Source organism: Streptococcus parasuis (genome assembly GCF_021654455.1).
Classification (GTDB): domain Bacteria; phylum Bacillota; class Bacilli; order Lactobacillales; family Streptococcaceae; genus Streptococcus; species Streptococcus parasuis.
Map to the genome: position 1 here is coordinate 1,418,043 of NZ_AP024276.1, position 23,628 is coordinate 1,441,670.

Annotated in this window: 23 protein-coding genes; 5 read left to right on the forward strand and 18 right to left on the reverse strand. The window is 39.7% G+C overall.

The window, feature by feature from the left end; translation table 11 throughout:
• Window positions 1-18 precede the first annotated feature (18 nt).
• Window positions 19-498: a glutathione peroxidase gene (locus L6410_RS07085; protein ID WP_237395205.1), complete on the reverse strand. Its 480-nt coding sequence runs from the start codon at window positions 496-498 to the stop codon at window positions 19-21.
• A 14-nt stretch (window positions 499-512) separates the two neighbouring features.
• Window positions 513-1,229: a pseudouridine synthase gene (locus L6410_RS07090; RefSeq protein ID WP_237395206.1), complete on the reverse strand. Its 717-nt coding sequence runs from the start codon at window positions 1,227-1,229 to the stop codon at window positions 513-515.
• A 136-nt stretch (window positions 1,230-1,365) separates the two neighbouring features.
• Between L6410_RS07090 and L6410_RS07095 the strand changes: the two genes are divergently transcribed.
• Entirely contained in the window at window positions 1,366-2,328 is a 963-nt protein-coding gene (locus L6410_RS07095) for a glutathione S-transferase family protein (RefSeq protein ID WP_237395207.1), read from the forward strand.
• Window positions 2,329-2,700: 372 nt separating this feature from the next.
• On the opposite strand, the gene L6410_RS07100 is transcribed toward L6410_RS07095, so the two are convergent.
• Window positions 2,701-3,405: a glucosamine-6-phosphate deaminase gene (locus L6410_RS07100; protein WP_237395208.1), complete on the reverse strand. Its 705-nt coding sequence runs from the start codon at window positions 3,403-3,405 to the stop codon at window positions 2,701-2,703.
• Window positions 3,406-3,529: 124 nt separating this feature from the next.
• Between L6410_RS07100 and L6410_RS07105 the strand changes: the two genes are divergently transcribed.
• From L6410_RS07105 to L6410_RS07115, 3 genes are read left to right on the forward strand one after another with little or no spacing between them, the layout of a single operon-like run.
• The gene (locus L6410_RS07105; protein WP_172040159.1) at window positions 3,530-3,697 is read left to right on the forward strand and encodes a hypothetical protein; all 168 of its coding nucleotides are present in this window, start codon (window positions 3,530-3,532) and stop codon (window positions 3,695-3,697) included.
• Window positions 3,698-3,711: 14 nt separating this feature from the next.
• Complete coding sequence (gene queA, locus L6410_RS07110; protein ID WP_172040158.1) at window positions 3,712-4,740, forward strand: tRNA preQ1(34) S-adenosylmethionine ribosyltransferase-isomerase QueA; 1,029 nt, start codon at window positions 3,712-3,714, stop codon at window positions 4,738-4,740.
• Window positions 4,741-4,764: 24 nt separating this feature from the next.
• Window positions 4,765-5,238, forward strand: coding sequence for an arginine repressor (locus tag L6410_RS07115; RefSeq protein ID WP_172040157.1), 474 nt, complete (start codon window positions 4,765-4,767; stop codon window positions 5,236-5,238).
• Between the two features lie 42 nt (window positions 5,239-5,280).
• Here L6410_RS07115 and L6410_RS07120 read toward each other — a convergent pair whose 3' ends face one another.
• The 11 genes from L6410_RS07120 to arcA form a co-directional block, all read right to left on the reverse strand.
• The gene (locus L6410_RS07120; RefSeq protein WP_237395209.1) at window positions 5,281-6,501 is read right to left on the reverse strand and encodes an MFS transporter; all 1,221 of its coding nucleotides are present in this window, start codon (window positions 6,499-6,501) and stop codon (window positions 5,281-5,283) included.
• 312 nt (window positions 6,502-6,813) lie between these two features.
• Window positions 6,814-7,647, reverse strand: a complete 834-nt coding sequence (locus L6410_RS07125) for a MetQ/NlpA family ABC transporter substrate-binding protein (RefSeq protein ID WP_172103783.1) — start codon at window positions 7,645-7,647, stop codon at window positions 6,814-6,816.
• A 12-nt stretch (window positions 7,648-7,659) separates the two neighbouring features.
• Entirely contained in the window at window positions 7,660-8,307 is a 648-nt protein-coding gene (locus tag L6410_RS07130) for a methionine ABC transporter permease (protein WP_237395210.1), read from the reverse strand.
• A gap of 12 nt (window positions 8,308-8,319) precedes the next feature.
• Window positions 8,320-9,336: a methionine ABC transporter ATP-binding protein gene (locus tag L6410_RS07135; RefSeq protein WP_172103784.1), complete on the reverse strand. Its 1,017-nt coding sequence runs from the start codon at window positions 9,334-9,336 to the stop codon at window positions 8,320-8,322.
• Complete coding sequence (locus tag L6410_RS07140) at window positions 9,329-10,477, reverse strand: amidohydrolase (protein WP_237395211.1); 1,149 nt, start codon at window positions 10,475-10,477, stop codon at window positions 9,329-9,331. The genes L6410_RS07135 and L6410_RS07140 overlap by 8 nt, the downstream gene beginning before the upstream one ends.
• A gap of 237 nt (window positions 10,478-10,714) precedes the next feature.
• The gene (locus tag L6410_RS07145; RefSeq protein ID WP_237395212.1) at window positions 10,715-12,064 is read right to left on the reverse strand and encodes a dipeptidase; all 1,350 of its coding nucleotides are present in this window, start codon (window positions 12,062-12,064) and stop codon (window positions 10,715-10,717) included.
• 51 nt (window positions 12,065-12,115) lie between these two features.
• Window positions 12,116-13,618 carry a YfcC family protein gene (locus tag L6410_RS07150; RefSeq protein WP_237395213.1) on the reverse strand — a complete coding sequence of 501 codons (1,503 nt, stop codon included), beginning with the start codon at window positions 13,616-13,618 and terminating at the stop codon, window positions 12,116-12,118.
• A gap of 570 nt (window positions 13,619-14,188) precedes the next feature.
• On the reverse strand, window positions 14,189-15,136 hold the full coding sequence (gene arcC / locus L6410_RS07155; RefSeq protein WP_024391972.1) for a carbamate kinase: 948 nt from the start codon (window positions 15,134-15,136) through the stop codon (window positions 14,189-14,191).
• Window positions 15,137-15,254: 118 nt separating this feature from the next.
• Complete coding sequence (argF, locus tag L6410_RS07160; RefSeq protein ID WP_024391973.1) at window positions 15,255-16,268, reverse strand: ornithine carbamoyltransferase; 1,014 nt, start codon at window positions 16,266-16,268, stop codon at window positions 15,255-15,257.
• 17 nt (window positions 16,269-16,285) lie between these two features.
• Entirely contained in the window at window positions 16,286-16,732 is a 447-nt protein-coding gene (locus tag L6410_RS07165) for a GNAT family N-acetyltransferase (RefSeq protein WP_237395214.1), read from the reverse strand.
• Window positions 16,733-17,965 carry an arginine deiminase gene (gene arcA, locus L6410_RS07170; protein WP_161942967.1) on the reverse strand — a complete coding sequence of 411 codons (1,233 nt, stop codon included), beginning with the start codon at window positions 17,963-17,965 and terminating at the stop codon, window positions 16,733-16,735.
• 561 nt (window positions 17,966-18,526) lie between these two features.
• Here arcA and L6410_RS07175 point away from each other — a divergent pair.
• Window positions 18,527-20,005, forward strand: a complete 1,479-nt coding sequence (locus L6410_RS07175; protein WP_419579995.1) for an IS1182 family transposase — start codon at window positions 18,527-18,529, stop codon at window positions 20,003-20,005.
• Here the strand turns inward: L6410_RS07175 and L6410_RS07180 are convergent.
• The 4 genes from L6410_RS07180 to rapZ all read right to left on the reverse strand — a co-directional run bounded on the left by L6410_RS07180 (window position 19,979) and on the right by rapZ (window position 23,622).
• Window positions 19,979-20,674: a Crp/Fnr family transcriptional regulator gene (locus tag L6410_RS07180; protein ID WP_024391976.1), complete on the reverse strand. Its 696-nt coding sequence runs from the start codon at window positions 20,672-20,674 to the stop codon at window positions 19,979-19,981. The genes L6410_RS07175 and L6410_RS07180 overlap by 27 nt on opposite strands.
• Window positions 20,675-20,855: 181 nt before the next feature.
• Window positions 20,856-21,767 carry a DNA-binding protein WhiA gene (gene whiA, locus L6410_RS07185; protein WP_237395215.1) on the reverse strand — a complete coding sequence of 304 codons (912 nt, stop codon included), beginning with the start codon at window positions 21,765-21,767 and terminating at the stop codon, window positions 20,856-20,858.
• The gene (locus L6410_RS07190; RefSeq protein WP_105127521.1) at window positions 21,764-22,738 is read right to left on the reverse strand and encodes a gluconeogenesis factor YvcK family protein; all 975 of its coding nucleotides are present in this window, start codon (window positions 22,736-22,738) and stop codon (window positions 21,764-21,766) included. The genes whiA and L6410_RS07190 overlap by 4 nt, the downstream gene beginning before the upstream one ends.
• Window positions 22,735-23,622 carry an RNase adapter RapZ gene (gene rapZ / locus L6410_RS07195; RefSeq protein WP_237395216.1) on the reverse strand — a complete coding sequence of 296 codons (888 nt, stop codon included), beginning with the start codon at window positions 23,620-23,622 and terminating at the stop codon, window positions 22,735-22,737. Before rapZ ends, L6410_RS07190 begins: the two co-directional genes overlap by 4 nt.
• Window positions 23,623-23,628 lie beyond the last annotated feature (6 nt).

The following is a 23,628-nucleotide window of genomic DNA, read 5'->3' on the forward strand; positions in this document are numbered from 1 at the left end:
ATGATTCCAGCCTTCTTGTTATTTTTCTAAGTAAAGTTCAATATCCTCTTTCAGTTTTAATGGACTAGTCGTTGGTAAATACCGCTTAACCACGCGCCCTTGTCTATCGACCAAAAACTTGGTAAAATTCCACTCGATTCGACCGCCTAGTAAGGTCGATTTTTCTTTCTTGAGATAGCGATATAGTGGACTGGCTTCAGCTCCATTTACGGCAATTTTGGCAAAACGAGGAAAAGTTGTGCCGTAAGTCAAACTGCAGGTCTGATTGATTTCTTCATCAGAACCGGGAGCCTGATTTAAAAATTGATTGCAAGGAAAATCGAGCACGACAAAACCTTTGTCTTTATAAGTATCATAGAGTTCTTGCAATTCCTTGTATTGAGGTGCCAACCCACAACCTGGCGCCGTATTGACAACTAAAAGAACCTGACCCTGAAAATCACACATGGGCTGATCTGTTCCATCTTGTTTTTGAACTGTAATATCGTAAATGCTCATTCTCATTTCCTACATTAATCAAAATAAGTTAACAAATGTTCCATTTCATTTGGACTGAGTTGTCTGTATGCACCTCGTTCCAAATCTCCGAGCTCAAACCCACCAAAAGCGATGCGTTTGAGATAGGTGACCTTGAGACCATAGGCCAAAAACATCTTCTTAACCTGATGAAATTTGCCTTCAGCCAGCTTGATGGTCGCTCTGCTATGGTCCAAAGTAGCTTCCAAAATAATTAAGTCTGCAGGCTGACACCGTGTTCCATCCAAGAATGCAATGCCTGAGGCAAAAAATGCTGGTGCATCCTCTCCCAACCGTCCATTCACCTCTACATAATAGACCTTTTCCACATGATGGCTGGGATGGAGCATCCGATAGCCGAGCGGACCGTTGTTGGTGATAAGGACTAGACCTTCGGTGTCCCTGTCTAAACGACCGACGGGGTAGAGACCTTCCCTACTGTCTTGTGGGGAAATCAAGTCGATGACAGTTTGGTGGTCTTTATCCCTCACAGCTGAAACGACTCCAGCTGGTTTGTAAAGTAAATAATAGACAGAGCCTTCTAATGCAACTTTTTTACCCGATACTTGGATCGTTTGCAACTCTGGGTCAACAATTTGGCTTAGGCTTTGAGCGGGTTGCCCATCAATGACAATCTGTTGGGACTTAAATAATTTCTTTACCTGCTTGCGGGAGCCAATCCGAGCCTCCTCCATACACTTGTCCAATCTCATGAGACTATTTTACCACAAATCGTTTCACTTGACTTTGAAAGAGAATAGCCTATAATACTAATTAGTGATATATGTTTACAAAGGAAATCCAATCTTCCTAGAGGATTTCCTATTTTTTCAGTAAGGGAGAAAATTCATGGGACTTTTACAAGATGGTAAATGGGTGGATCAATGGTATGACACCAAGTCAACAGGCGGTAAGTTTGTTCGTACTGTCACACAATTTCGCAACTGGATTACTCCTGATGGGCAAGCAGGTCCAACAGGAAAAGGTGGTTTCAAAGCGGAATCAGGTCGCTACCACCTTTACATTTCACTAGCTTGTCCTTGGGCAAGTCGGACCTTAATCATGCGAAAATTGAAAGGCCTAGAAGACCACATTTCCCTGTCAATCGTCCATCCGCTCATGTTGGAAAATGGTTGGACTTTTGCGGACGGACCTGGTGTCATCAAGGATTCCCTCTTTAACAGCGACTATTTGTATCAGGTATATTTAAAAGCTGATCCAAATTACACTGGTCGTGTCACTGTTCCAGTTCTTTGGGATAAGCAAACCAACACGATTGTCAATAACGAATCCGCTGAAATCATGCGCATGTTCAACACTGCTTTCAACGACATTACAGGTAACTATGAGGACTTCTATCCGGAACACCTGCAAACTGAAATCGATGCTATGAATGATTTTGTCTATCCAAACATCAATAACGGAGTCTACAAGGCAGGTTTTTCAACGAATCAGGCAGTTTATGAAAAAGAAGTAAAAAACCTTTTTGCCGCCTTGGATAAATTGGAAGAGCATCTGGCAGACAAGGACTATCTAGTGGGGAATCAATTGACAGAAGCAGATATTCGTCTCTTCACGACCTTGCTTCGTTTTGATGCTGTCTATTTTGGGCACTTCAAATGTAATATAAAAGCCTTGGTCAACTATCCAAATCTGTGGCATTACACCAAGCGACTTTACAACCATGCTGGTATTGCAGAAACGGTGAATTTCGACCATATCAAGCAGCATTACTATGGTAGCCATAAAACCATTAACCCAACAGGTATTGTCCCAGTCGGCCCTGACTTGGACTGGACAATTGAAAACTAGGGACATGTTTGTTGCACTAAGGGTGCTTAAAAGTTCAGGAAATAAGCATAAGTAAAACGGATCTGGAAAAAACTCGAAATCCTACTAATATTTTTTTAATTATGATAAATAAGGAACCGCATGAAATCAACGTTTTTTGACGAAAGGATTTCATGCGGTTTTGCTATTTTTAGACTTTTTGCTTAGTTCCGTTTTTTTGTGATTGCTCAAGGTAAGAAAAGTTATTGACTGTCAATTTTCTAACCTAGATTTCTATACCACAACTTAATGGTTTATAGTGATAAATATTGCTTATATTTTTCACTGGAAAAAGACAAAGAGAGCACAATTTTTATTTCTAATAAAAGGTATAATCCATTGTGCGTTTTTCAACTATCCTAATTTACTCGCAGCTGCTTGGTCGATAATCAATACTACATCCTTATGTTTTTGGAGGATACTTGCTGGAACTTCTTCCGTAACTTCTCCTTCGACCATAGCTTTAATCGCATCTGCCTTTTCTTCCCCATAAGCCATGAGGACAATGGTCTTGGCTGCCATAATATTGGCAATCCCCATTGAAATCGCTTGTTTTGGAACATCCTCTGAATGAGCAAAGAAACGAGCATTGGCTTCAATGGTTGATGGTGCCAAATCAACCACACGAGCAACAGTATCAAATGACGCTCCTGGTTCATTAAAACCGATATGACCGTTGCGACCAATTCCTAAAATTTGGAAATCTACCGGATGGTCTGCCAAAATCTGATTGTAACGGGCAATTTCCTCGGTCAAGTCGTTTGCCAAGCCATTTGGTAAAAATGATTGTTTGAAGGGTTTAGCATTGAAAAGATTCTCTTTCATAAAGTGAACATAAGACTGGTCACTGTCTTCACCCAATCCCACGTACTCATCCAGATTGACAGAAGTCACATCAGAAAAGTCCAAATCTGATTCGCGAAGGACCGAATAAAATTCCAATGGGCTAGAACCCGTAGCTAAACCAAGCACTTTTGCACCATTAGCCAACTTTTCTCTCAACAAATCTACAGCTAGTACTGCACCTTCAACTTGATTGTTTACAATATGAATTTTCATATGATTCACCTCTTACCTATTTCTTACGTATATTATATGGTATATACCAATTTTTGTCAATTGATATATACCAATTTTCATCGATCCACACCACGTTTGATTGAAATTATGATATAATGGAGGCATGACACAAGAATTATTGATCCTATTTTTTACAGGAATTGCTCTCTGTTTAATCAGTTATTTTATTCCAAAGCCAAAAAGTATAAAAATCATCCTATCGGTGCTTGGTGTAATACTCATTCTATTCCCGTTTGCCCTATTGATGTATTTGATGGCTGTATTATTTTAGATTAAGGAGAGTATATGAATACTGCAGATTTTGATTTTGATTTACCAGAAGAACTGATTGCCCAAGTTCCGCTTGAGAAACGTGACAGCTCCAAACTTCTCATCCTCGACCGCGAGAAGCACAGCATGGTTGATAGCCATTTTGACCATATTATTGACCAGCTTCACCCAGGTGACGCCCTTGTGATGAACAACACTCGCGTTCTGCCTGCCCGCCTCTACGGCTACAAGCCCGAAACAAATGGTCATGTAGAACTTTTACTTTTGAAAAATACCCAAGGTGATCAGTGGGAGGTTCTTGCAAAACCAGCGAAGCGCTTGAAAGTCGGTACGACAGTTGCCTTTGGAGATGGACGTTTGACAGCTACCATTGTAGAGGAATTGGAACACGGAGGCCGAATCGTTGAGTTCACTTACGATGGAATCTTCTTAGAAGTCTTAGAAAGCCTCGGTGAAATGCCACTCCCTCCATATATTCATGAAAAATTGGAAGACCGGGAGCGATACCAGACTGTTTATGCCAAAGAAAATGGTTCTGCCGCAGCTCCAACTGCCGGCCTCCATTTTACCCAGGAACTACTTAAAAAAATTGAAGCCAAAGGTGTGAAATTAGTCTATTTGACACTTCATGTTGGTCTTGGAACCTTTCGCCCAGTCTCTGTCGAAAACGTTGATGAGCATGAGATGCATTCAGAATTTTACAACCTAACCGCTGAAGCCGCTCAAACACTCAATCAAATCAAAGAAAATGGTGGACGTATCGTTGCAGTTGGAACCACTTCTATTCGCACGCTGGAAACCATTGGAAACAAATTTGATGGGCGTTTAGAAGCAGATTCTGGTTGGACAAATATTTTCATCAAACCAGGATATACCTTCCGAATTGTCGATGCATTTTCAACTAATTTCCATCTTCCAAAATCCACTTTGGTCATGCTTGTTTCAGCTTTTGCAGGTAGAGAATTTACCTTAGAAGCTTATAAACATGCTGTTGAAGAACGTTACCGCTTCTTTAGCTTTGGAGATGCCATGTTTATCCAATAAAACTTTTTAATTGAGGTTACTTCCATGAATAAGATTGAAAGTCGTCATAAATTAATTCTGTCATTAGTAAAAGAGAAAAAACTCCGGACTCAACAAGAACTGCAAGAATTACTGGAATTGAACGGTGTATCCGTTACCCAATCTACACTATCGCGTGACATTAAATTACTTAATTTAGTAAAAGTCAATGAAGATACATCTTCTCACTACATTGTCAATCCGATTATGCCAACACGATGGGAAAAACGACTTCGTCTATATATGGAAGATGCTTTGATTATGCTAAAACCAGTACAGCACCAAGTTGTATTAAAAACACTTCCAGGACTTGCTAGTTCTTTTGGCTCAATACTTGATGCCATGGAAATTCCAGAGATTGTCGCTACGCTTTGTGGCGATGATGTCTGTCTCATTATTTGTCAGGATAATCAGGCGGCTCAAACTTGTTATGACTACCTCACCCAATTTACCCCACCATTCTTTTTATCAAAGGAATAAGAAAAAAATATCCTAGGTTACATTGCCTAGGATATTTTGTTTTTATCGAAATTGATTGTATGCTTCTTTCTTTAAATTACTGATGGAGAGCATGGCTGCAAAGCTAATTAGATACAGACTTGAGAGAAAAATCATCACAACAGCTGTGCTGGATGCATCTAATATCATCCCAATGATGACAGAAGAAAATCCGCCAATGGCACGTCCAACATTTAAGATCACATTATTGGCTGTTGAACGAATATGATGCGGATAGAGCCGTGTAATCATTGCTCCGTAACCAGCAAACATTCCATTTACAAAGAAACCAACAATCATACCGCCCAGAATCATCGTGATTTGAGAATTAGCAAACTGGAATAAGAAGACACAAACTGCTGATGACAGCAAAAAGGCGCTGTAAACAGGACGAGGACCAAATTTGTCAAGAATTTGTCCAAATACTAACATTCCTATGCACATCCCTAAAATGGTGGTCACCATCCACAGTGATGAATCTTTCACGCTAATCTTTAAACTAGTTTGAATAATAGTCGGTAACCAGTTCATCATCCCAAAATAACCAGCAATCTGCACAGTTGTCATCACCATTAGAGCCAGGGTTTGTCTAGCTAGAGCAGGTGTCTTGAAGAGTTGACCAACATGGGCAACTTCAGAATCTACTGGATCCTCTCCCTCAGTATGGTCCTTAATGTTTTCATCATCAATTGCAAACTGCATCCAAAGAACCAACAAAAGTGGTGCTAATCCAAAGAGAAATAAACCTTTCCAACCCAATGTTGGGGCTAACCAACCTGCTAGTAGGGCCGATGTGATGGAACCAACTTGACCAGCAATCCCATTTAGCGAAGAGATTCGTCCCATTTTTTCCTTGGGTACAATACCTGCCATGATGGCTATCGCGACCCCATATTCACCACCAACACCTATACCAGCAATAAAGCGCATAATATAAAGATAAGGCAAGCTAGTTGTGAAATATATGAGTCCAGTTGCAATAGCAAAGATTACAATGGTCCACTTAAAGATATTAAACTTATTATAACGGTCAGCTAGGACACCAAAGACGAGTCCACCTAGAAGCATTCCTAAATTCGTAATGGTGGCTATCCATCCTGCTTGAGCGCTCGAAATAGAAAGCTCTTTGATAATACTAGCCATGGAAAACGAGAGGAACATGACATTTAAATCATCCGTTCCGGAGGCAACAATGGCAGAAGCAAGGGCACGTCGATTATTTTTATCGAGTGAAAGATGTAACATAAGAATCTCCTTTTAATGACAGCTCTCAGACTGTCTTTATTAAATTGAGAAAAACTTCAAACAAATAAGGATTGGAAAAATATCCAATCCCGCCTGTTATCGATAGTAGTTAATAGATCATCTCTAACAAATTTCTAGGAAGAGAGGTTTCTGTGTAAACTGCTAACTTTCTTGTCTCACGGGACACGTTTAAAGTTATCAACAATTTCTACTAGTGTAGCTCACTTCTAGCAATTTGTCAAGAAGAGTATGGTAAAGGTAAAAGATTAGCCAACTTGGAAAACAACAATTTAAAGTCTTTTGATTTAATAGTTAGTTGTTCGATGGAATACTCCATAAACCATCATTATTTTCTTCTAAATACGCTGCAAATTCATCAGATTGATATGCTTCAACAATATCTTTCGCCCACTGACTATTTTTATTTTCTTCTTTTACAACAACTTGTAGCCATAAATGGTCTGCGATATCTTCCTTCAACAAAGCTGTTGATGGATCAATTTTTGCTGAATATACAATTGCACCGACAATGACAGCATAATCAAAGTCATCTAATGCTGGAGGAATTTGTGCTGACTCAACAAGAATAAATTCAATATTATATTTATTATCGACAATATCATCAACTGTCAACGCCGTTCTATCTGCAGTTTTATCCAGAGTAATCCAATTGGCTTTCTCTATAATTGCTAAGGCACGAGATGTATTGGATGGATCGGAAGGTATAGCAATTTTTGCACCATTTTTTATTTCATTTAGACTTTTATGGTTTGATGAGTATAGAGCCGCTGCAACAGTAGGAATTGGAGTCAAAGCAACTAGATTGGCATTATTACTACTATTGAAGTTATTCATATATGCAGTATGTTGCTCTACATTAACGTCAATATCACCCTCTGCAAGCGCCGTATCATTCTGTACCAAATCAGAAAACTCAGTAACCTCAAACGAATATCCTTTTTTTTCAAGTATAGGTATGATTGCATCTTCAAATAAAACGGTATAGGGCCCTGCTGCTTTTCCATAATGAATGATTTTATTTTCAGAAATATTTTCCGCACTTTTTTCAGTGTTGCATGCCCCCAATATAAATGTCAACGCAGCCAATCCTAAAACAAATAAGCATTTTTGTAAATTCCTAAACATTTTTATTCCCCTTTAATTTCTAAAATGATTTGCTAAATAATTTCCAATTCCTTGTAATGATTGTACAAAAACAATTAATATTAGTACTGTCGTAACCATCAAAACAGTATTAAAACGTTGATAACCATATGTTAACGCTAAATCACCTATGCCTCCTCCTCCAATAATTCCAGCCATCGCTGTTGCCCCCAACAGACCAATACTTCCAGTTGTAATAGTTAAAATGAGTGAGGACTTTGCCTCTGGTAAAAGAAAATAATAAATAATCTGCCACCAACTTGCTCCCATGCTTTGGGCAGCTTCAAGTATCCCTTTTTTTACTTCCAGCAATGAATTTTCAATTAACCGTGCTAAATAGGGAGCGATATAAACTACTAACGGAACAATTGCTGCTCTCGTTCCAATTCTTGTCCCAACAATCAATTTTGTGACTGGTGAGATAAAAATTAGCAAGATTACAAATGGTAGAGAGCGAAAAATATTTACTAAATTACTAACTATAGTGAATACTATTCGATTTTCTTTTAGACCTCCTGGTCTAGTAGTAACTAAAAGCAATGCAATGGGGATTCCTATTATTAAACCAAATAAAAGTGATAGGCTTAGCATATATATCGTTTGAACACCTGATTCTGCTAATCTTTCTAACTTAATTCCCAATAGTTTCTCCACCTATAATTCACCCAACCTTTCTATTGATACATTTTGTTCTATTAGGTATTCTTCAATTGCTGAGAAGTTGAAGTAATCTCCCTCTATTTTAACGATTAATATCCCTAATAAATCGTTTCTTAATTCACTAATGGATGCCGCTAGAATGCTAATTTTGATATTAAAGACTAGTGCTAATGAATGTAGAATTCCATCTCCAGCATGTCTTCCTACGAATATGAGTTTAGCAACGGTATCAGTAGGTAATAATTGCTCACTAATTATTCTCGGAACTCTGTTGCTCACAACAGTTTCTACAAATCGTTTCGTTATTTCTTGTTGCGGGTTTTTAAAAATTTCCAGAGTATCTCCTTGTTCAACAATTTTTCCAGCTTCCATTATTGTAATTTGATCACAAATTTTTCTAATCACATCCATTTCATGAGTAATTAATAATATTGTAACCCCGAATTGTTCATTTACTTTCACTAATAAGTCTAATATTGCATCTGTTGTATGTGGATCTAAAGCGCTAGTTGCCTCATCACACAAAAGGATTTCTGGATTTGTAGCTAGTGCTCGCGCAATACCAATTCGCTGTTTTTGACCTCCTGAGAGCTGAGAGACTTTCACATTCGCCTTTTCTCTCAAACCAACGAAATCAAGTAGGGTGTTGACCCGATCTTCTTGATCTTTTTTAGAAACTTTAGTAAGAATAAGTGGTAAAGCAATATTTTGAAACACAGTTTGACTTTCCAATAAATTAAACTGCTGAAATACCATACCAATATTTTTTCGAAGAGCATTTAATTCATTCTCAGGTAACTGTGTTAGGATTTTTCCTTGAACTTCAACTTCTCCCTTATCAGGTTTTTCCAAACCATTTACTAATCGTAATAAGGTTGATTTCCCGGCACCAGAATAGCCAATTACACCATAAATGCTCCCTTTTTTCACATGTAATGAGACATCTTGTAAAGCTGAAATCACTCTTCCGTTAACAAAATATGATTTTGAGACCTGTTCAATCTTAATCATCCTTTTCTCCTCTCAAAATCTTTAATGTTTGTAAAGCAAGTTGAGTGTAAATCTCTGAGGCTTTTGAGAGCGGTTCAGGTGAAACTTGAAACTTTGGATGATGATTTGGGTAGGTTATCCCTGTTCCAATCTGCCAATAAACACCTGGAATTTTCTCTTGATAAAAAGCAAAGTCCTCACCTCCAAGATTCTGCTTTGGCACTTCTACATTCAATCCTGCTTGTTTAGCAATTTCACTGATTACTTCAACCCATTTAGGATGATTTCGTGTGGCAGGTGGACCTTTTATCCAATCAATCGAATAGTCAACATTGTATGCCATAGCAATATGGCTAACAATATCATAAAACCGTTGTTTAAAAAGTTTTCGTTCGCTTGCTTTAAGAGTACGAATTGTTCCCTCAACTGTGGCGCGTTCAGGTATAACATTCCAAGTACTTCCAGCTTGAACATGAGTAAGACTCAATAAACTAGATTGAAAAGGATCACTATTTCGACTAACAATTGTTTGTAGTGACTGAATTAATGCACCTACAGCTACAATTGGGTCCTTACTAAGTTCTGGTTTTGCAGCATGTGATCCTATCCCTTTCAGATGTATTTTAAAACGATCTACTGCACCTGTCATTTCACCTTCTCGGACCGACACTGTACCAATTGGAAATTCTCCTGTTACATGGATACCATGAATCACTTCCACATCGTCTAGTACACCGGTCTCAATGATTTTAAGTGCCCCAATAGATGACTCTTCTGCAGGTTGAAAAACCAACTTAACAGTTCCTGAAAAAGTTGAACGATTTTGATGTAATAAAATCGCTACTCCAATTAAGGTAGTTGTGTGAAAATCATGTCCACAAGCATGCATCACACCTTCTCTTTCTGATTTCCATTCTAATTCAGTTTCTTCATGGACAGGTAATGCATCAATATCCGCTCGTAAAGCTATAGTAGGTCCTGCTCCTTTAGACCCCTGAATTGATGCAACCAATCCTGTTTCTAATGGAAGGTTTATAATGTCTATTCCGTATTTTTCTAATAATTCACGAATCCTTTCAGTGGTTTCAAATTCCTGATATGATAATTCTGGATGTTGATGAAACCATTTAAACAATTGTTCAAGTTCCTTTTGAATTTCCATGCATAATCCTCCTAGTTCCAACTATTTACACTAAAATAGTGCCTGTTAGTTGGTACAAATATTATCACATATTTGTATCTAGAACCAATACATATTATTTATTACGGCGATAGAATATTTTTATAGCAAATACTTTAATGTGCTCTAAAATAGATATAAATATACTCAAATAGATGAAACGTCTAATCTTTCTATGAAAAAACACCTCGTATTTTTCAACACGAGATGTTTTACAGTTTATTGCATTTCTCCAGCTAAGCGATAGACTGCTTCTGCGTAGATATCCATCGTTTTTTCTAAATCCTTCAACGGCATCCTTTCATTTTCCTGATGCTCGGTTTGCTCCGTATCTGGGAAACAGGCTCCGAAGGCCACACAGTTTTTCATGGTTCGAGCAAAGGTTGCACCACCTGATGAGATAGGCTGACTAAGAGTATCACCCGTTTTTTCTTGGTAGACTGCCATTAAGGTCTGAACCAATTCACTGTCCAAAGGGACATATAAAGCTGGTAAGTAGTCAAATTCTTGATAGTCTAAACCAAAAGTTGCTGCCTTTTCACTCAAGATATGCACCAAATGTTCCTTATTCGCAAGTACAGGAATCCGCATATCAATCCGAATTTCAGATTTTTTAGGCTGAATCGTGAGACCCGCAATATTGAAACTAAGGGTTCCAGAAGGTTCATCCGTGACATCGTCAAATAATCTGAAACCTGTTGCATCTTCCCCTACTGCATTGGCAATGAAATCAATAGCAGGATGGCCAACAAATTTTTGGAGCGCAATGGCCAATCGAACGATCGCATTGATTCCCTCTGCAGCATCCTTGGCATGTTTTGAAATGCCTAAAACAATCACTCGATCATCATCTATTTCATAATCGAATCCTAATTGATCCAATTCAGCAACCAAACTGGCCAACAAATGCCCTGAATAACTAGCCTTTGCAGGCACAACATTATAAGCTGTTCCAGCCTCCATCGTTAAAATACGGTCTCCAGGACCAACAAGTTTTGCTTGTAACAGACCTTTTTCTGCATAGGTCAAGGGGAAAGAAGAATCTGGTGCAAATCCCATCGTCGCAACTTCTTCTAGTTGATTGTACCGATTCATACACCGCCATAAGGTTTCTTCGTCTGTTCCAAAGATAAACCGAATACGTTTGGTAAACGTAACACCAGCATCCATTAAGGCCTTGACCGCAAATAAAGCTGCCATGGAAGGACCCTTATCATCTTGAACCCCTCGGCCAACCAAATGGTCATTTTTTATGGTTGCTTCAAAAGGGGGAGTTTCCCAATTCGAGAGGTCCCCAGCTGGAACGACATCTAAATGACATAGAATTGCCAACAATTCATCCCCTTGACCGATTTGGGCATAACCATAATACCCTTCCGGATCGAGATAAGTTGAAAAACCCAGTTTTTCAGCCATGGACAGCGTGTATTCTAAGACATCTTGAATAGCTTGTCCAAAAGGAGTACTGGTCTGATGTTCTTGCAACACAGAGGGAAAGGCGACTAATGCTTGAATAGCCGACACACAAGCCTGCTTGTGCTCCTCAGTAATAAATGAATGTTCCTTCATTGTCTCTCCTTTCATACACAATTTATGGATCGGAGTAAGACCTACCATTTTTTAAAAGAATGTTGCAATCACAAGAATGATGATGGATGCAACAATAATGGCTGCAATCAATTTTCCAACGAATTTATACCAAGTAGCAATATCCACGCGACCAAGTGCCAATGCTCCCATAACAATACCAGAGGTTGGAGCAACTAAATTCAATACACCAGAAGCTGCTTGGAAAGCAGTGATAATCAAATGTGCAGGTACATTTACAAACTCACCCAATGGAGCCATGATACCCATAGAAGCACCTGCCAAGCCAGATGTGGATGGAATTAAGAAGGACATTGGAAGGTAGAATAGATAGGTCAAGACGATAAAGACTTGAGAAGAGAGTCCTTGGAGTCCCACTTCGCCCCAGTGTAGAATAGTTGCAGTAATCATACCATCATTCATAATCACTTGGATTCCACGCGCAACAGCACAAATCAAGGCAACACTGAGAAGATCCGCAGCCCCATTCATAAAGGCCTTCACCAATCGTTCTTCACCCATACCATAAACGACACCTATCAATACACCTGAAGTAGCAAAGAGCATAGCACCTTCAGGGAAATACCACAAACCAAATGGATAGGTTGTAATACCAACAATTTGCCCTAGAACTGGGATTGAAATCAACCATTCTTTAATATCTGTAAAGAGTGTTACCCCTAAATCTTCCCATGGAATGAAACTCAAAATCATAAAGACAAAAGTAAGGAAGAAGAGAATCAAAACACGTTTTTGTGCAGGAGTTAAGGTATCATTAACAGCCCGATCAGCAGTCACGTTGAAATGTTCCATATCTTCTGCCCTTTGTTTATAAACCAAGGATTTAGTTGGATCTTTCTTCACTTTTTCAGCATAATTGGCAACAAAGGCCATTCCCAAACCAAGGATAACAATAAAGAAAACAATCCGCCAAATCATACCATCGGCAATGGATACCCCAGCTGTTGCGGAAGCCACACCAGTCGCAAATGGATTGACAGTTGAGGCTAAACAACCAATTTGAGAACCTAGCAGGATAATGGCAACCCCAGTAATACTATCGTACCCAACTGCCATCATGACAGGAATAATCAGCGGGAAGAAAGCCATTGTTTCTTCACCCATGCCATAGGTGGAACCACCTAAGCCAAAGAGAAACATAAGGACATAAATCAACCATTTTTCACGGCCCTTGAAGCGTTTCACGATGGATGCAATCCCAACGTCTAATGCACCTGTCTCATTCACAACTCCAAGAAAGGCACCAACCATCAAGATAAAGAAGGAAACATCAATGGCTGCAGATGTTGCACCGTGCCCTAGCATTGCCCGCACAGGAGCCATCAATACGTCCCAAATCCCTTGGGGATTTTGATCCACTGCTTCATAGGTTCCTGTAATAAAATTACCGCCATCATCCACTTGATATTGGCCGGCAGGAATAATCCAAGTCATCACAGCCATAATGGCAATGATGATCATGAGGACAGTATATGAAGAAGGCATCTTAAAGCCTTTTTTTACTTTTTCACTCATTGTAAAAACCTCCCATAATATTTTTCAATGTATGGATACATAAAATGAATGTCAAACGGATACAAAACTCTACTAGATACCATACGAACAGCTCTGGAAAAAATTATGAAACTATTCATACATGTTTCAAAAACACACTCCAGAATAACCAGTCTTCAATCTTGTCTTCTAGTTTGCATTTCGTACTCACTCAAAAAAATTAGGAAATCTTTTAATACCCAAAATCGTAGGGATAAGATTGGTTTTAGTAGTTACAGTTCCCTTCACCAGTCTGTTTCTAGTGACGGTCAAAAGTTGGGAAACTACTGACCAATGCAAGTAAATTCATGAAGTACAGTTAAAGCAAGTTTAAGATAGATAACATGTCGGTATTTCCAGTAGAATCATCAACTCAAGTATCCACCTACACACAATTGAAAGGTCCTTATGATTGGAAGGCAGGCTGGATGAGTGTTCGTCATCCTCAGTTACTCATAGGTAGATACTGATGAGGAATAAGCTAAAATGGAAGGAGAGTAAGAACTGAAAGAAATACTCTCCTGTCCTTGAATAGCAATCTGTTTGCTATTATCAATGTTTTGTAATGGTTGTGCCACTATGCGACTCAATCAATGCTCCTAAATTTTCTAACGAGGTAATCACAGCCTTGGAGTTTGGCTTATGATTGACAAAAGCAATAGCTGCTTCTACTTTTGGTAACATGGAGCCAGGCGCAAATTCATTTTGACGAATATACTCTTCAAGCTCCGCAACAGTTACCTTTTCCAATTTCCTTTGATCTGGCTTGTTAAAACGAACATAGACATAATCCACACCCGTTAAGATAATAAAGACATCTGCATCGACTAATTCAGCAAGACATTGAGATGCAAAATCCTTATCAATGACAGCCTCGACGCCCACAAGGGTTCCATCTTCTTCTTGGATAACAGGTACACCACCTCCACCTGCTGCGACAACAATCTCCCCTGCATTTAGTAGAGTACGGATTGTGCCAATCTCTTTAATACCAATTGGCTTTGGAGAAGCCACTACTTTGCGCCAGCCCCGTCCAGCATCTTCTTTGAAAGTTGCACCAGTCTTTTGACTTTCCAACTCTGCTTCTTCTTTGGTATAGAATGGACCAATGGGTTTTGATAAGTTTTCAAATGCAGGATCATTTTTATCTACAATTACTTGTGTGACAACAGAGACAACACCTTTATCAATACCTTCTTTGGCTAATTCATTTTCAAGAGCATTTTGTAACCAGAAACCGATTGATCCTTCGGTCATAGCGACCAAACTGTCTAATGGGAAGGCTGGATTTTTTTCAGAGTTAGCTGCTAAGTTTTGCAATAATAAATTCCCAACTTGCGGACCATTACCATGAGTGATAATCAAATCATCCCCATTTTTGATCAGTTTGACAAGGTGCTTAGCAGTCTGTACCAGAGCAGCTTTTTGGGCTTTGGCTGATGGATCTGACGTTAAGATGGCATTTCCTCCCAAAGCAACAACAATTTTACGATGAGTCATATTGATTCTCTTCCCTCCTTTCTATAAAGAAATCGCTTACATTTCTGATTTTCAAACTGGGGACAGGGTCAAAATTGAATCCGGTCCCCAAACATGATGACTTCACTGACCATTTAAGCTACACACGTGGTACAAATGGATCCCCTAAAGTAGCTGCCATCACTGCTTTAATGGTATGCATGCGATTTTCAGCTTGGTCAAAATGGCGAGCATATTTGCTACGGAATACTTCATCCGTTACTTCCATTTCTTCTACACCAAATTTTTCAGCAACATCTTTACCATATACAGTATTAGTATCATGGAAGGCTGGCAAGCAGTGCAAGAAAATCAGATTCTCATTTTCTGCTTTTTTCACCAAATCCATGTTTACTTGATATGGTTTTAATAATTTCACACGTTCTTCAAATTTAGATTCTTCACCCATTGATACCCAAACGTCTGTATAGAGGACATCTGCGCCTTTAACAGCCTCGTCAGCATTGTCCGTAATCAACACACGCGCACCAGATTCTTTAGCAAATCCTTCTGCAAGGGCTACCACTGTTTCGTCTGGGAAGAGTTCTTTTGGTGAGAAGATGTGCACATTGACACCAAGAATAGCCCCTGTTACCAAGAGGGAATTCGCCACATTGTTGCGTCCGTCACCACAATAAACCAAGGTCAATCCTTCTAACTTGCCAAAGTTTTCTTTCACAGTCAGATAATCAGCCAACATTTGAGTCGGGTGCCATGCATCTGTCAGACCATTCCATACAGGAACACCTGAAAATTCGGCCAATTCTTCCACCATCTTTTGACTGAAACCACGAAATTCAATCCCATCGAACATGCGTCCCAAAACTTTAGCAGTATCTTCTGTGGATTCTTTTTTACCAAGCTGGATATCATTTGCACCTAGATATTCAGGGTGTGCACCCAAGTCAATCGCCGCAACAGTAAATGCAGCACGCGTACGAGTGGATGTTTTTTCAAATAAAAGGGCAATATTTTTACCTTCTAAATAGCGATGAGGGATATTGCGCTTTTTCAAATCCTTTAAGTGAGCTGCAAAATCAATCAACCATTCTAATTCAGCGCGAGTGAAATCTTTTTCCGCTAAAAAATGTCTGCCTTTAAAAATGTTTGTCATTATCCTTCTCCTCTTTTTTAAATTAAATTTTTGGTCAGAGTCTGACACCATTCACCATCTTCTAAATAGATTTCGGAAGTTGGCTGATACCCCAGCATCTCATAAAATGTTTTAGCTGTCAACTCAGAATGTATATTTATACATAAAACATTCGTGTTTTTAGCATATTCTTCCAATTTTTGGATAATTTCCCGAGCATATCCCTTCCCACGGTGTGGGGCCAGGGTAGCAATCCGAGTCAATCTTGCAGTTCCAAATTCTGTTGGTAAGAAACGGCCGGTAGAAACTGGCTCGCCATGAACGAGTAGATTGGCATAGACGCGTCCAACTTCGTCATATTGATCAAACTCATCTTCCCGTGCAATGGATTTTTCCATTACAAAGACACGATATCTTACGTACATAGAACATGCACGATGCCAAGGCTCACTTCCGATAACCAGTTCAACATCTGGTTCATTCATTTAGATATCCTCTCTGACAAAAGGCATAGACATACAACGCGGTCCACCACGACCCCGAACTAACTCACTACCGCTAATCTTGATTAAGCGAAGACCTTTTGATTCTAGGATGGCATTGGTAATGGTATTCCGTTTATACACCACAACAACCCCAGGTGCGATGGTCAAGGTATTGGAACCATCGTTCCATTGTTCCCGACCAGCAGCTACAATATTTTCACCACCACAACGAATCAAGTCAACTTTTTCAACGCCCAAGTTTGCAGCTAATAATTCAGCCAAATCACCATGTTCTTCTTCAATATGAAGCTCTTCATTTTCATAAGTAACAGAGAAGACACGCAAGCTACCTTCAATTTCTGGGTGAATAGTAAATTTATCATAATCTACCATAGTGAAAACAGTATCCAAATGCATGAATTTCCGACTATTGGCAAATTCAAATGCAAGGACCTTCTTAAAGCCAACGCCTCTTTCAAATATGTTAATGAGGAGTTTTTCAATGGAAGCTGCGTCTGTCCGTTGAGAGATCCCAACCGCAAGCACATCCTTGGATAAAATCAGCTCATCACCACCCTCAATACGTGTGGTTTCATTTCTGTTATATACCAGCGGAACCTTGCCACCATAGACTGGGTGGTAAGTAAAAATATACTTACCATAAATGGTTTCACGGTTGCGGGTTTCTGAATACATGTGGTTAAGCGATACCGCATTCCCTATTGTTGCAAAAGGATCCCGTGTAAAGTACAGGTTTGGCATCGGATCGATTGCAAATGGGTAAGATGATTCAACAAGGTCTGTTAACCCTTTTTCTTCAATGTCATCTGACGGCAATTCAGCTTTTTGAATACCAGCCATGGTCTTTTCAATTAGCTCTTTATTGTCCTCAATTGCAAGTAAGAGTTTCCGAATGGCTTTTCTACACATCCGACCACGAATGTTGGCCTCTTCTAGGTATTCATCAATAAATTGTTCACGAATTTCTGGACTAGTCAGTGATTCCGCCGCCAACTGTTCCAAATATAACACTTCTACGCCTTCATCTCGCAGAGCTTGCGCAAAGGCATCATGTTCTTTTTGTGCATCTTCTAAGAAAGGAATATCATCAAATAACAACCGTTCAAGGTGATCAGGCATCAAATTTTCAATTTCTTTACCTGGTCGATGGAGCATAACCGTTTTTAGTTTCCCGATTTCTGAAAATACATGAATTGGACTTTGTGACATCAGAGCCCCCTCCTTTGATATTTTTTCTTGACTGGGAAAGGTGGAGGACCGTACGCTTTCCTTCATTCCCTTTCCACTTTATATCTGTAGTGTACCAAAGGTTCTTAGTTCGGAAGCGAAATTTTTGGCATCAAAAATGCGAAATCCACCACATTCTATTCATATTTTTGGGTATTTTCCAATTTTTGGCTGACTTTATCCGCATATTTATCTTATATATATGGATATATGCATTTTTATTTTTTTGATATCCGTTAGTTGAATTAGCTTTGATACATCGTCACTTTCGGCTTGCCCTGCTCTATGAAAGTGACTTACTGCGCATGTCTTATTTCCAACTTAGAATAGACTCACCTGTACCTCAGTTCCTTATCTGAAAGCTAATTCATTCAACAATAGAATGTGATTTCCAAGCTATTCTCTACACAAAAAAACAGAAACATCAATGTGTTTCTGTCAGATTGAAGACAAAGTCGTTAGAATTGTATTTCTAACGGCTTTTTCATATGTAAAGTAGTATAATAGAGATAGGAATACTAGCTAATAAACAGCGGGAGAATCGCTATGTTACACAAAGAAAACCCAGACTACAATCGCGGTCAATTTGGTTTCTACAGTTTAAATGACCTTGTTCCTCAAGATCATCTCCTTCGTCAAATAGAGGAAGCTATTGACTTCTCCTTTATCTATGACATAGTCGCAGACAGCTATAGCGATGATACAGGGCGCCCTAGTCTTGACCCTGTTCTGCTCATTAAAATTCCTATCCTTCAATGCCTCTTCGGTATTCGCTCCATGCGTCAAACCATTAAGGAAATTGAAGTCAACACTGCCTATCGTTGGTTTCTTGGTCTTCGACTGGATGATAAGGTGCCTCATTTCACTACCTACGGAAAGAATTATGTCCGTCGTTTCCAAGATAGACAGGTCATTGAAGGCATTTTCACCCATATCTTAGGTCTCTGTGTCAATGCAGGATTCATAGATCCGACAGAAATTTTCATTGACGGTACCCATATCAAAGCTGCGGCGAATAATCGCAAATTCATCAATCGTGAAGTTGAAAAGCAAGCCAAGTTTATGAGTGAGCAGTTAGAGATTGAAATCAATAGAGATAGAGAAAAGCATGCAAAAAAGCCGCTAGGGCCCGCAAAAGAGGAGGGGCCCGTCGCTAAGAAAATTTCTACAACCGACCCAGAAAGTGGTTGGTTTCATAAAGGGGACCATAAGGAAGTATTTGCCTACACAGCTCAGGTGGCTTGTGACAAGTATGGTTGGGCTCTGGCTTATAGCGTTGAGGCTGGCAATGTCCATGACAGTCAGGCCTTTCCTGCACTCTTCGCCAAGCTCCAGCCCTTTCAACCTAGCTTTCTCATTGCCGATTCTGGCTATAAGACCCCTAGTATCGCTCACTTCCTTCTGGAACAAGAGATTACTCCTGTTTTTCCTTACACTCGTCCGAAAGGGAAGAAGGGAAAACTGCGCTCGAAGGATTTTGTTTACGATGAATACTATGACTGTTATATCTGTCCTGAGAATCAAGTCTTAACCTATCGCACTACAATCAGGGAAGGTTATCGGGAATATAAGAGTGATCCAGCTATCTGTGCTAGTTGTCCACTTCTATCAATTTGTACAGAAAGCAAGAACAAGCAGAAAGTGGTAACTCGACACATTTGGAAAGAGGCTTTAGAAACCTGTGAAGAGATTCGGCACAGGAAAGGTATGAAGGAGCTCTACCAGAAGCGCAAAGAAACCATTGAACGCCTCTTTGGGACAGCCAAAGAGTACCACAATCTTCGTTATACAAGAGAGAAAGGCAAGTCCAAAATGGAAGATAAGGTTGGACTGACTTTGGCGTGTTTAAATCTCAAGAAATTGGTAAAAATGAGGGCAGGGAAGCCTTTTTATATTGTACAAATAGTCACGATTCTGGCAAAAAGACTGACTATCAGACCAATAAACAGAAAAAGACAAACATCAGTCGAGATGTTTGTCTTCATTCTGACAGAAACATCAATGTGTTTCTGTCAGATTTTCTAAGAAAAAGGTGGTATCTAAATAGGTTAATTTTTTATGGCAATAAGTAATTTTTTCTTCGCTAATCAGCTGTTTTAGCACATGACTAACTGTTTCTCGTGTCGTTGCTGCCAATTGAGATAGCTCCAAGATATGGATTTCAAATGGCAAGGATGATAGGTGATTCCGTTGACACATATCCCAATAAAGCAAGGCAAGCACTTGAATCACCCGCTCAGTTGCCTTGGATTGGAGGGCATTTCGCAAGCGTAACTCCTGAAAGTGTAAAACACGGGATAGTTTTTTACAAATATAGACAAGCTGCCTTGGATTGACCATCGAGAGAGATTCAAATAAGTCCATGGGAATGATAAAACATTCTACATCTGTAATCGCAATTGCTGTGTAAAAATAGTCCTTGTCTTGAAACATCCCGCCAAATGGAAATGCACTGTCTTCCCGAATGTAGTCAAGATAGGTAAAGGTGTCCGTCTCATCGTACTGTTCAATACGGGCATAACCACGAGACAAGACAAAAAAGTAATCTCTTGGGTCCTGTGCATAAAAAATGACCTGTCCCTTAGCAATCTTTCTAAAACGGATATGCCTCGCTAACTGATCAAAAGCCTCTCTGGTAAGTTGTGCAAATGTCTGATGTGTTTTGAGATAATCATACTGTTCATTACTAATCATTCAGAAACCTCCAATCACGACAATCTTCTATGTATATTTTACCATACTGAATCGATAAAATCTAACATTTTATGGAAGCGGATACAAAATCGCTACACACAAAAAAATAATCACCTACTGCCACAGCTCCTTCCTCGATGAGAACTGAAACAGGGCAGGAAGTGATTATTCACAATAACACCTATAATTCTTCTGCAATTTTATTTAACTTACGTAAACGATGGTTAACACCACTCTTGGTAATGGGCTGTGACAGGCTTTCAGCTAACTGCTGGATCGAATAATCAGGATGTTGAATGCGCAATTGAGCAATTTCTTGTAAATCACCCGACAACTGGTCTATACCGATTGTATCCATTATTTTAATAATATTATTAATGGTTTTCATGCTAGCAGTGACTGTCTTGGCAATATTGGCCGCTTCAGCATTAGTAGCACGATTCAAATCATTCCGAGCTTCCCGTAACAATTTCACATTTTCAAACTCAGTCTTTGCTTCTTCTGCCCCAATCACCAAAAGGAAGTCCATAATATCTTCTGCCCGTTGTAGGTAGGTAATGGTTCCCTTCGACCGTTCGATAACCTTAGCATCCAATAAAAATTTCTGCATCAAATTAGCCAAGTCATAGGCATGATCACTATAGACAGAGGCAATTTCCAATTGGTATTTGCCTTTTTCAGGATCCTTTACAGAACCACTTGCTAAAAAAGCACCACGTAAATAAGCCTGACTCCACGAATCATTTTCCAAAACTCTTGGTGAAATCCCTGTATCCAAACCAAAAAAACTGTCAGCCAGATGGAGATCATTGAGAATCTCGTTGACCCCATCTTGCACAAAAACCGAATAAACACGATTTTTCTTTAAATTTGACTTTTGATGATGCCGAATTTCTGCTTTTATCTGATAAAGGTGAAAGAACAGTTCATAGATATGACGCGCAATCTTAGCGTTTTCAGTGCTAATCGAAAGAGTCAGCCCTGAAGAAGCAAGACCAAGACTACCAGCCAACTTGATAATGGCTGACAATTCACTTTTATTTTGATTGGATTGAAGCAGTAATTCTTCTTTGACCTGCACAGTGAAACTCATGTTCGCACCTGCAAAATGTTAAATAGCTCTTCCACGACTAAATCCCCATCGTGGAAGGCACCACCATTTTCTAGTTTCAAAAAGTTGGAAGAAATGATGCGACAGCCCTGGTCCTGTAAGCCTCGAAAATCATGCTTGACCTGCACCAAATACTCATCAAAGGCATGGGTATTCATGTATTCTTGAGGAACGGGCTCAATATTCACAAGAACAGTATCGACAAATTGACTGGCCAGATGTGCATTCAACACACTGACGTGATTGGCATCTGTAAATGATTCTGTTTCGCCCCGTTGGGTCATGATGTTACAAATATAGACGACTTGTGCTTCTGTCTCACAAAGTGCCTTACCAATATCTGGAATCATGATATTAGGTAAGATAGAGGTATACAGAGAGCCTGGTCCTAAAACAACCAAGTCGCTGTCCATAATCGATTGTACTACTTGACGGCTGGCTTTCGGTTCCTCATCATTATACGTATTTGTCACATAAACATGACCAATCATCCCCTTGTAGTTGGCAATGTTACTTTCACCAACCACTTCTGTCCCATCTGTAAAAACAGCATGTAGGGTTAAAGGCGTTTCACTAGACGGATAGATCCGACCAGTCGTATGAAAGAAGCGTGTCAATAAGCGCATGGCATCATAAGTGGATCCCTGCATCTCAGAAATACCCGCAATAATCAAGTTTCCCAGAGGATGACCCGCCAAGGGGCCGTCCGATTCAGCAAATCGATATTGAAAAATCTTTTCATAAAGCTTTGGCATATCTGACATAGCCAAAAGGACATTGCGCAAGTCACCCGGAGGCGTCACCTGTAAGGCCTGACGAATCTCGCCTGACGAACCTCCATCATCAGCAACAGTCACAATCGCTGTGATATCGGCATCCTTGGCACGAAGGCTCTTCAAAATCACAGGAATCCCCGTACCGCCTCCAATCACTGTAATCTTTGGTTTTCTCATGAGCGGTTGACCGTTTCCTTCCGTCTATCCTTGTCGCGATGACTACGGTTGACAATCCAGTTTTTTTCTAAATCGTCGGCAAGGCGTTTGGCAAAAGCTACGCTTCTATGTTGACCACCAGTACATCCAATGGCGATAGTCAAAATAGATTTTCCTTCCTTCTGATAGCCTGGCAGAATTGGTTCGATCAAACCAAGCAAATGCTTGTAAAATTCTTCTGATTCCTCATGATCCATCACGTAGTCATAAACAGGTTGATCTAATCCGGTCATTTGCCTTAATTCCAATTTATAATAAGGATTTGGCAAGAAACGGACATCAAAAACCAAGTCCGCATCTAGTGGCAAGCCATATTTAAAGCCAAAGGACATCACTTCAATACGAAAAGATGGCTGATTATCTTGACTAGCAAATTGATCGGAAATCTCCTTCCGTAAATTACGTGGAGTCAGTTCCGATGTATCAATCACATTTTGGCTCATATTTTTCAATGGAGCCAAGAGTTCACGCTCAAGCTGAATACCATCCAATACACGGCCTGTTGCTGCCAAGGGGTGTGACCGGCGTGTTTCTTTGTATCGTGCAACCAACTCACTATCGGTCGCATCCAAGAAAAGGATTTTAAAGTCAAGATCTTCTGCGTTTTCAATTTCGTCCAGCACTTCCCGAATCTCAGAGAAGAATGATCGGCTCCGCATATCCACCACTAGAGCAATCTTGTTGTTATCTTGACTATGACGAATCAACTCTAAAAATTTTGGCAAAAGTGTCGGAGGCATATTATCAATGGTAAAATAACCCAAATCCTCAAAGGATTGGATGGCTACAGTTTTACCCGCACCCGACATCCCTGTCACAATGACCAAATGGAGTTTATCTGACATGGCAGT

What these genes read in the sequence shown, in the direction of transcription:
- L6410_RS07140 (WP_237395211.1), bottom strand. Translation starts at nt 10,477, where the DNA reads ATGGAAATTCAAAAGGAACTTGAACAATTGTTTAAATGGTTTCATCAA.
- arcC (WP_024391972.1), bottom strand. Translation starts at nt 15,136, where the DNA reads ATGACTCATCGTAAAATTGTTGTTGCTTTGGGAGGAAATGCCATCTTA.
- L6410_RS07190 (WP_105127521.1), bottom strand. Translation starts at nt 22,738, where the DNA reads ATGAGAAAACCAAAGATTACAGTGATTGGAGGCGGTACGGGGATTCCT.
- queA (WP_172040158.1), top strand. Translation starts at nt 3,712, where the DNA reads ATGAATACTGCAGATTTTGATTTTGATTTACCAGAAGAACTGATTGCC.
- L6410_RS07085 (WP_237395205.1), bottom strand. Translation starts at nt 498, where the DNA reads ATGAGCATTTACGATATTACAGTTCAAAAACAAGATGGAACAGATCAG.
- L6410_RS07120 (WP_237395209.1), bottom strand. Translation starts at nt 6,501, where the DNA reads ATGTTACATCTTTCACTCGATAAAAATAATCGACGTGCCCTTGCTTCT.
- L6410_RS07145 (WP_237395212.1), bottom strand. Translation starts at nt 12,064, where the DNA reads ATGAAGGAACATTCATTTATTACTGAGGAGCACAAGCAGGCTTGTGTG.
- L6410_RS07090 (WP_237395206.1), bottom strand. Translation starts at nt 1,229, where the DNA reads ATGAGATTGGACAAGTGTATGGAGGAGGCTCGGATTGGCTCCCGCAAG.
- L6410_RS07135 (WP_172103784.1), bottom strand. Translation starts at nt 9,336, where the DNA reads ATGATTAAGATTGAACAGGTCTCAAAATCATATTTTGTTAACGGAAGA.
- L6410_RS07150 (WP_237395213.1), bottom strand. Translation starts at nt 13,618, where the DNA reads ATGAGTGAAAAAGTAAAAAAAGGCTTTAAGATGCCTTCTTCATATACT.
- L6410_RS07175 (WP_419579995.1), top strand. Translation starts at nt 18,527, where the DNA reads ATGTTACACAAAGAAAACCCAGACTACAATCGCGGTCAATTTGGTTTC.
- L6410_RS07095 (WP_237395207.1), top strand. Translation starts at nt 1,366, where the DNA reads ATGGGACTTTTACAAGATGGTAAATGGGTGGATCAATGGTATGACACC.
- L6410_RS07125 (WP_172103783.1), bottom strand. Translation starts at nt 7,647, where the DNA reads ATGTTTAGGAATTTACAAAAATGCTTATTTGTTTTAGGATTGGCTGCG.
- rapZ (WP_237395216.1), bottom strand. Translation starts at nt 23,622, where the DNA reads ATGTCAGATAAACTCCATTTGGTCATTGTGACAGGGATGTCGGGTGCG.
- whiA (WP_237395215.1), bottom strand. Translation starts at nt 21,767, where the DNA reads ATGAGTTTCACTGTGCAGGTCAAAGAAGAATTACTGCTTCAATCCAAT.
- L6410_RS07115 (WP_172040157.1), top strand. Translation starts at nt 4,765, where the DNA reads ATGAATAAGATTGAAAGTCGTCATAAATTAATTCTGTCATTAGTAAAA.
- argF (WP_024391973.1), bottom strand. Translation starts at nt 16,268, where the DNA reads ATGACAAACATTTTTAAAGGCAGACATTTTTTAGCGGAAAAAGATTTC.
- L6410_RS07100 (WP_237395208.1), bottom strand. Translation starts at nt 3,405, where the DNA reads ATGAAAATTCATATTGTAAACAATCAAGTTGAAGGTGCAGTACTAGCT.
- L6410_RS07165 (WP_237395214.1), bottom strand. Translation starts at nt 16,732, where the DNA reads ATGAATGAACCAGATGTTGAACTGGTTATCGGAAGTGAGCCTTGGCAT.
- L6410_RS07105 (WP_172040159.1), top strand. Translation starts at nt 3,530, where the DNA reads ATGACACAAGAATTATTGATCCTATTTTTTACAGGAATTGCTCTCTGT.
- L6410_RS07180 (WP_024391976.1), bottom strand. Translation starts at nt 20,674, where the DNA reads ATGATTAGTAATGAACAGTATGATTATCTCAAAACACATCAGACATTT.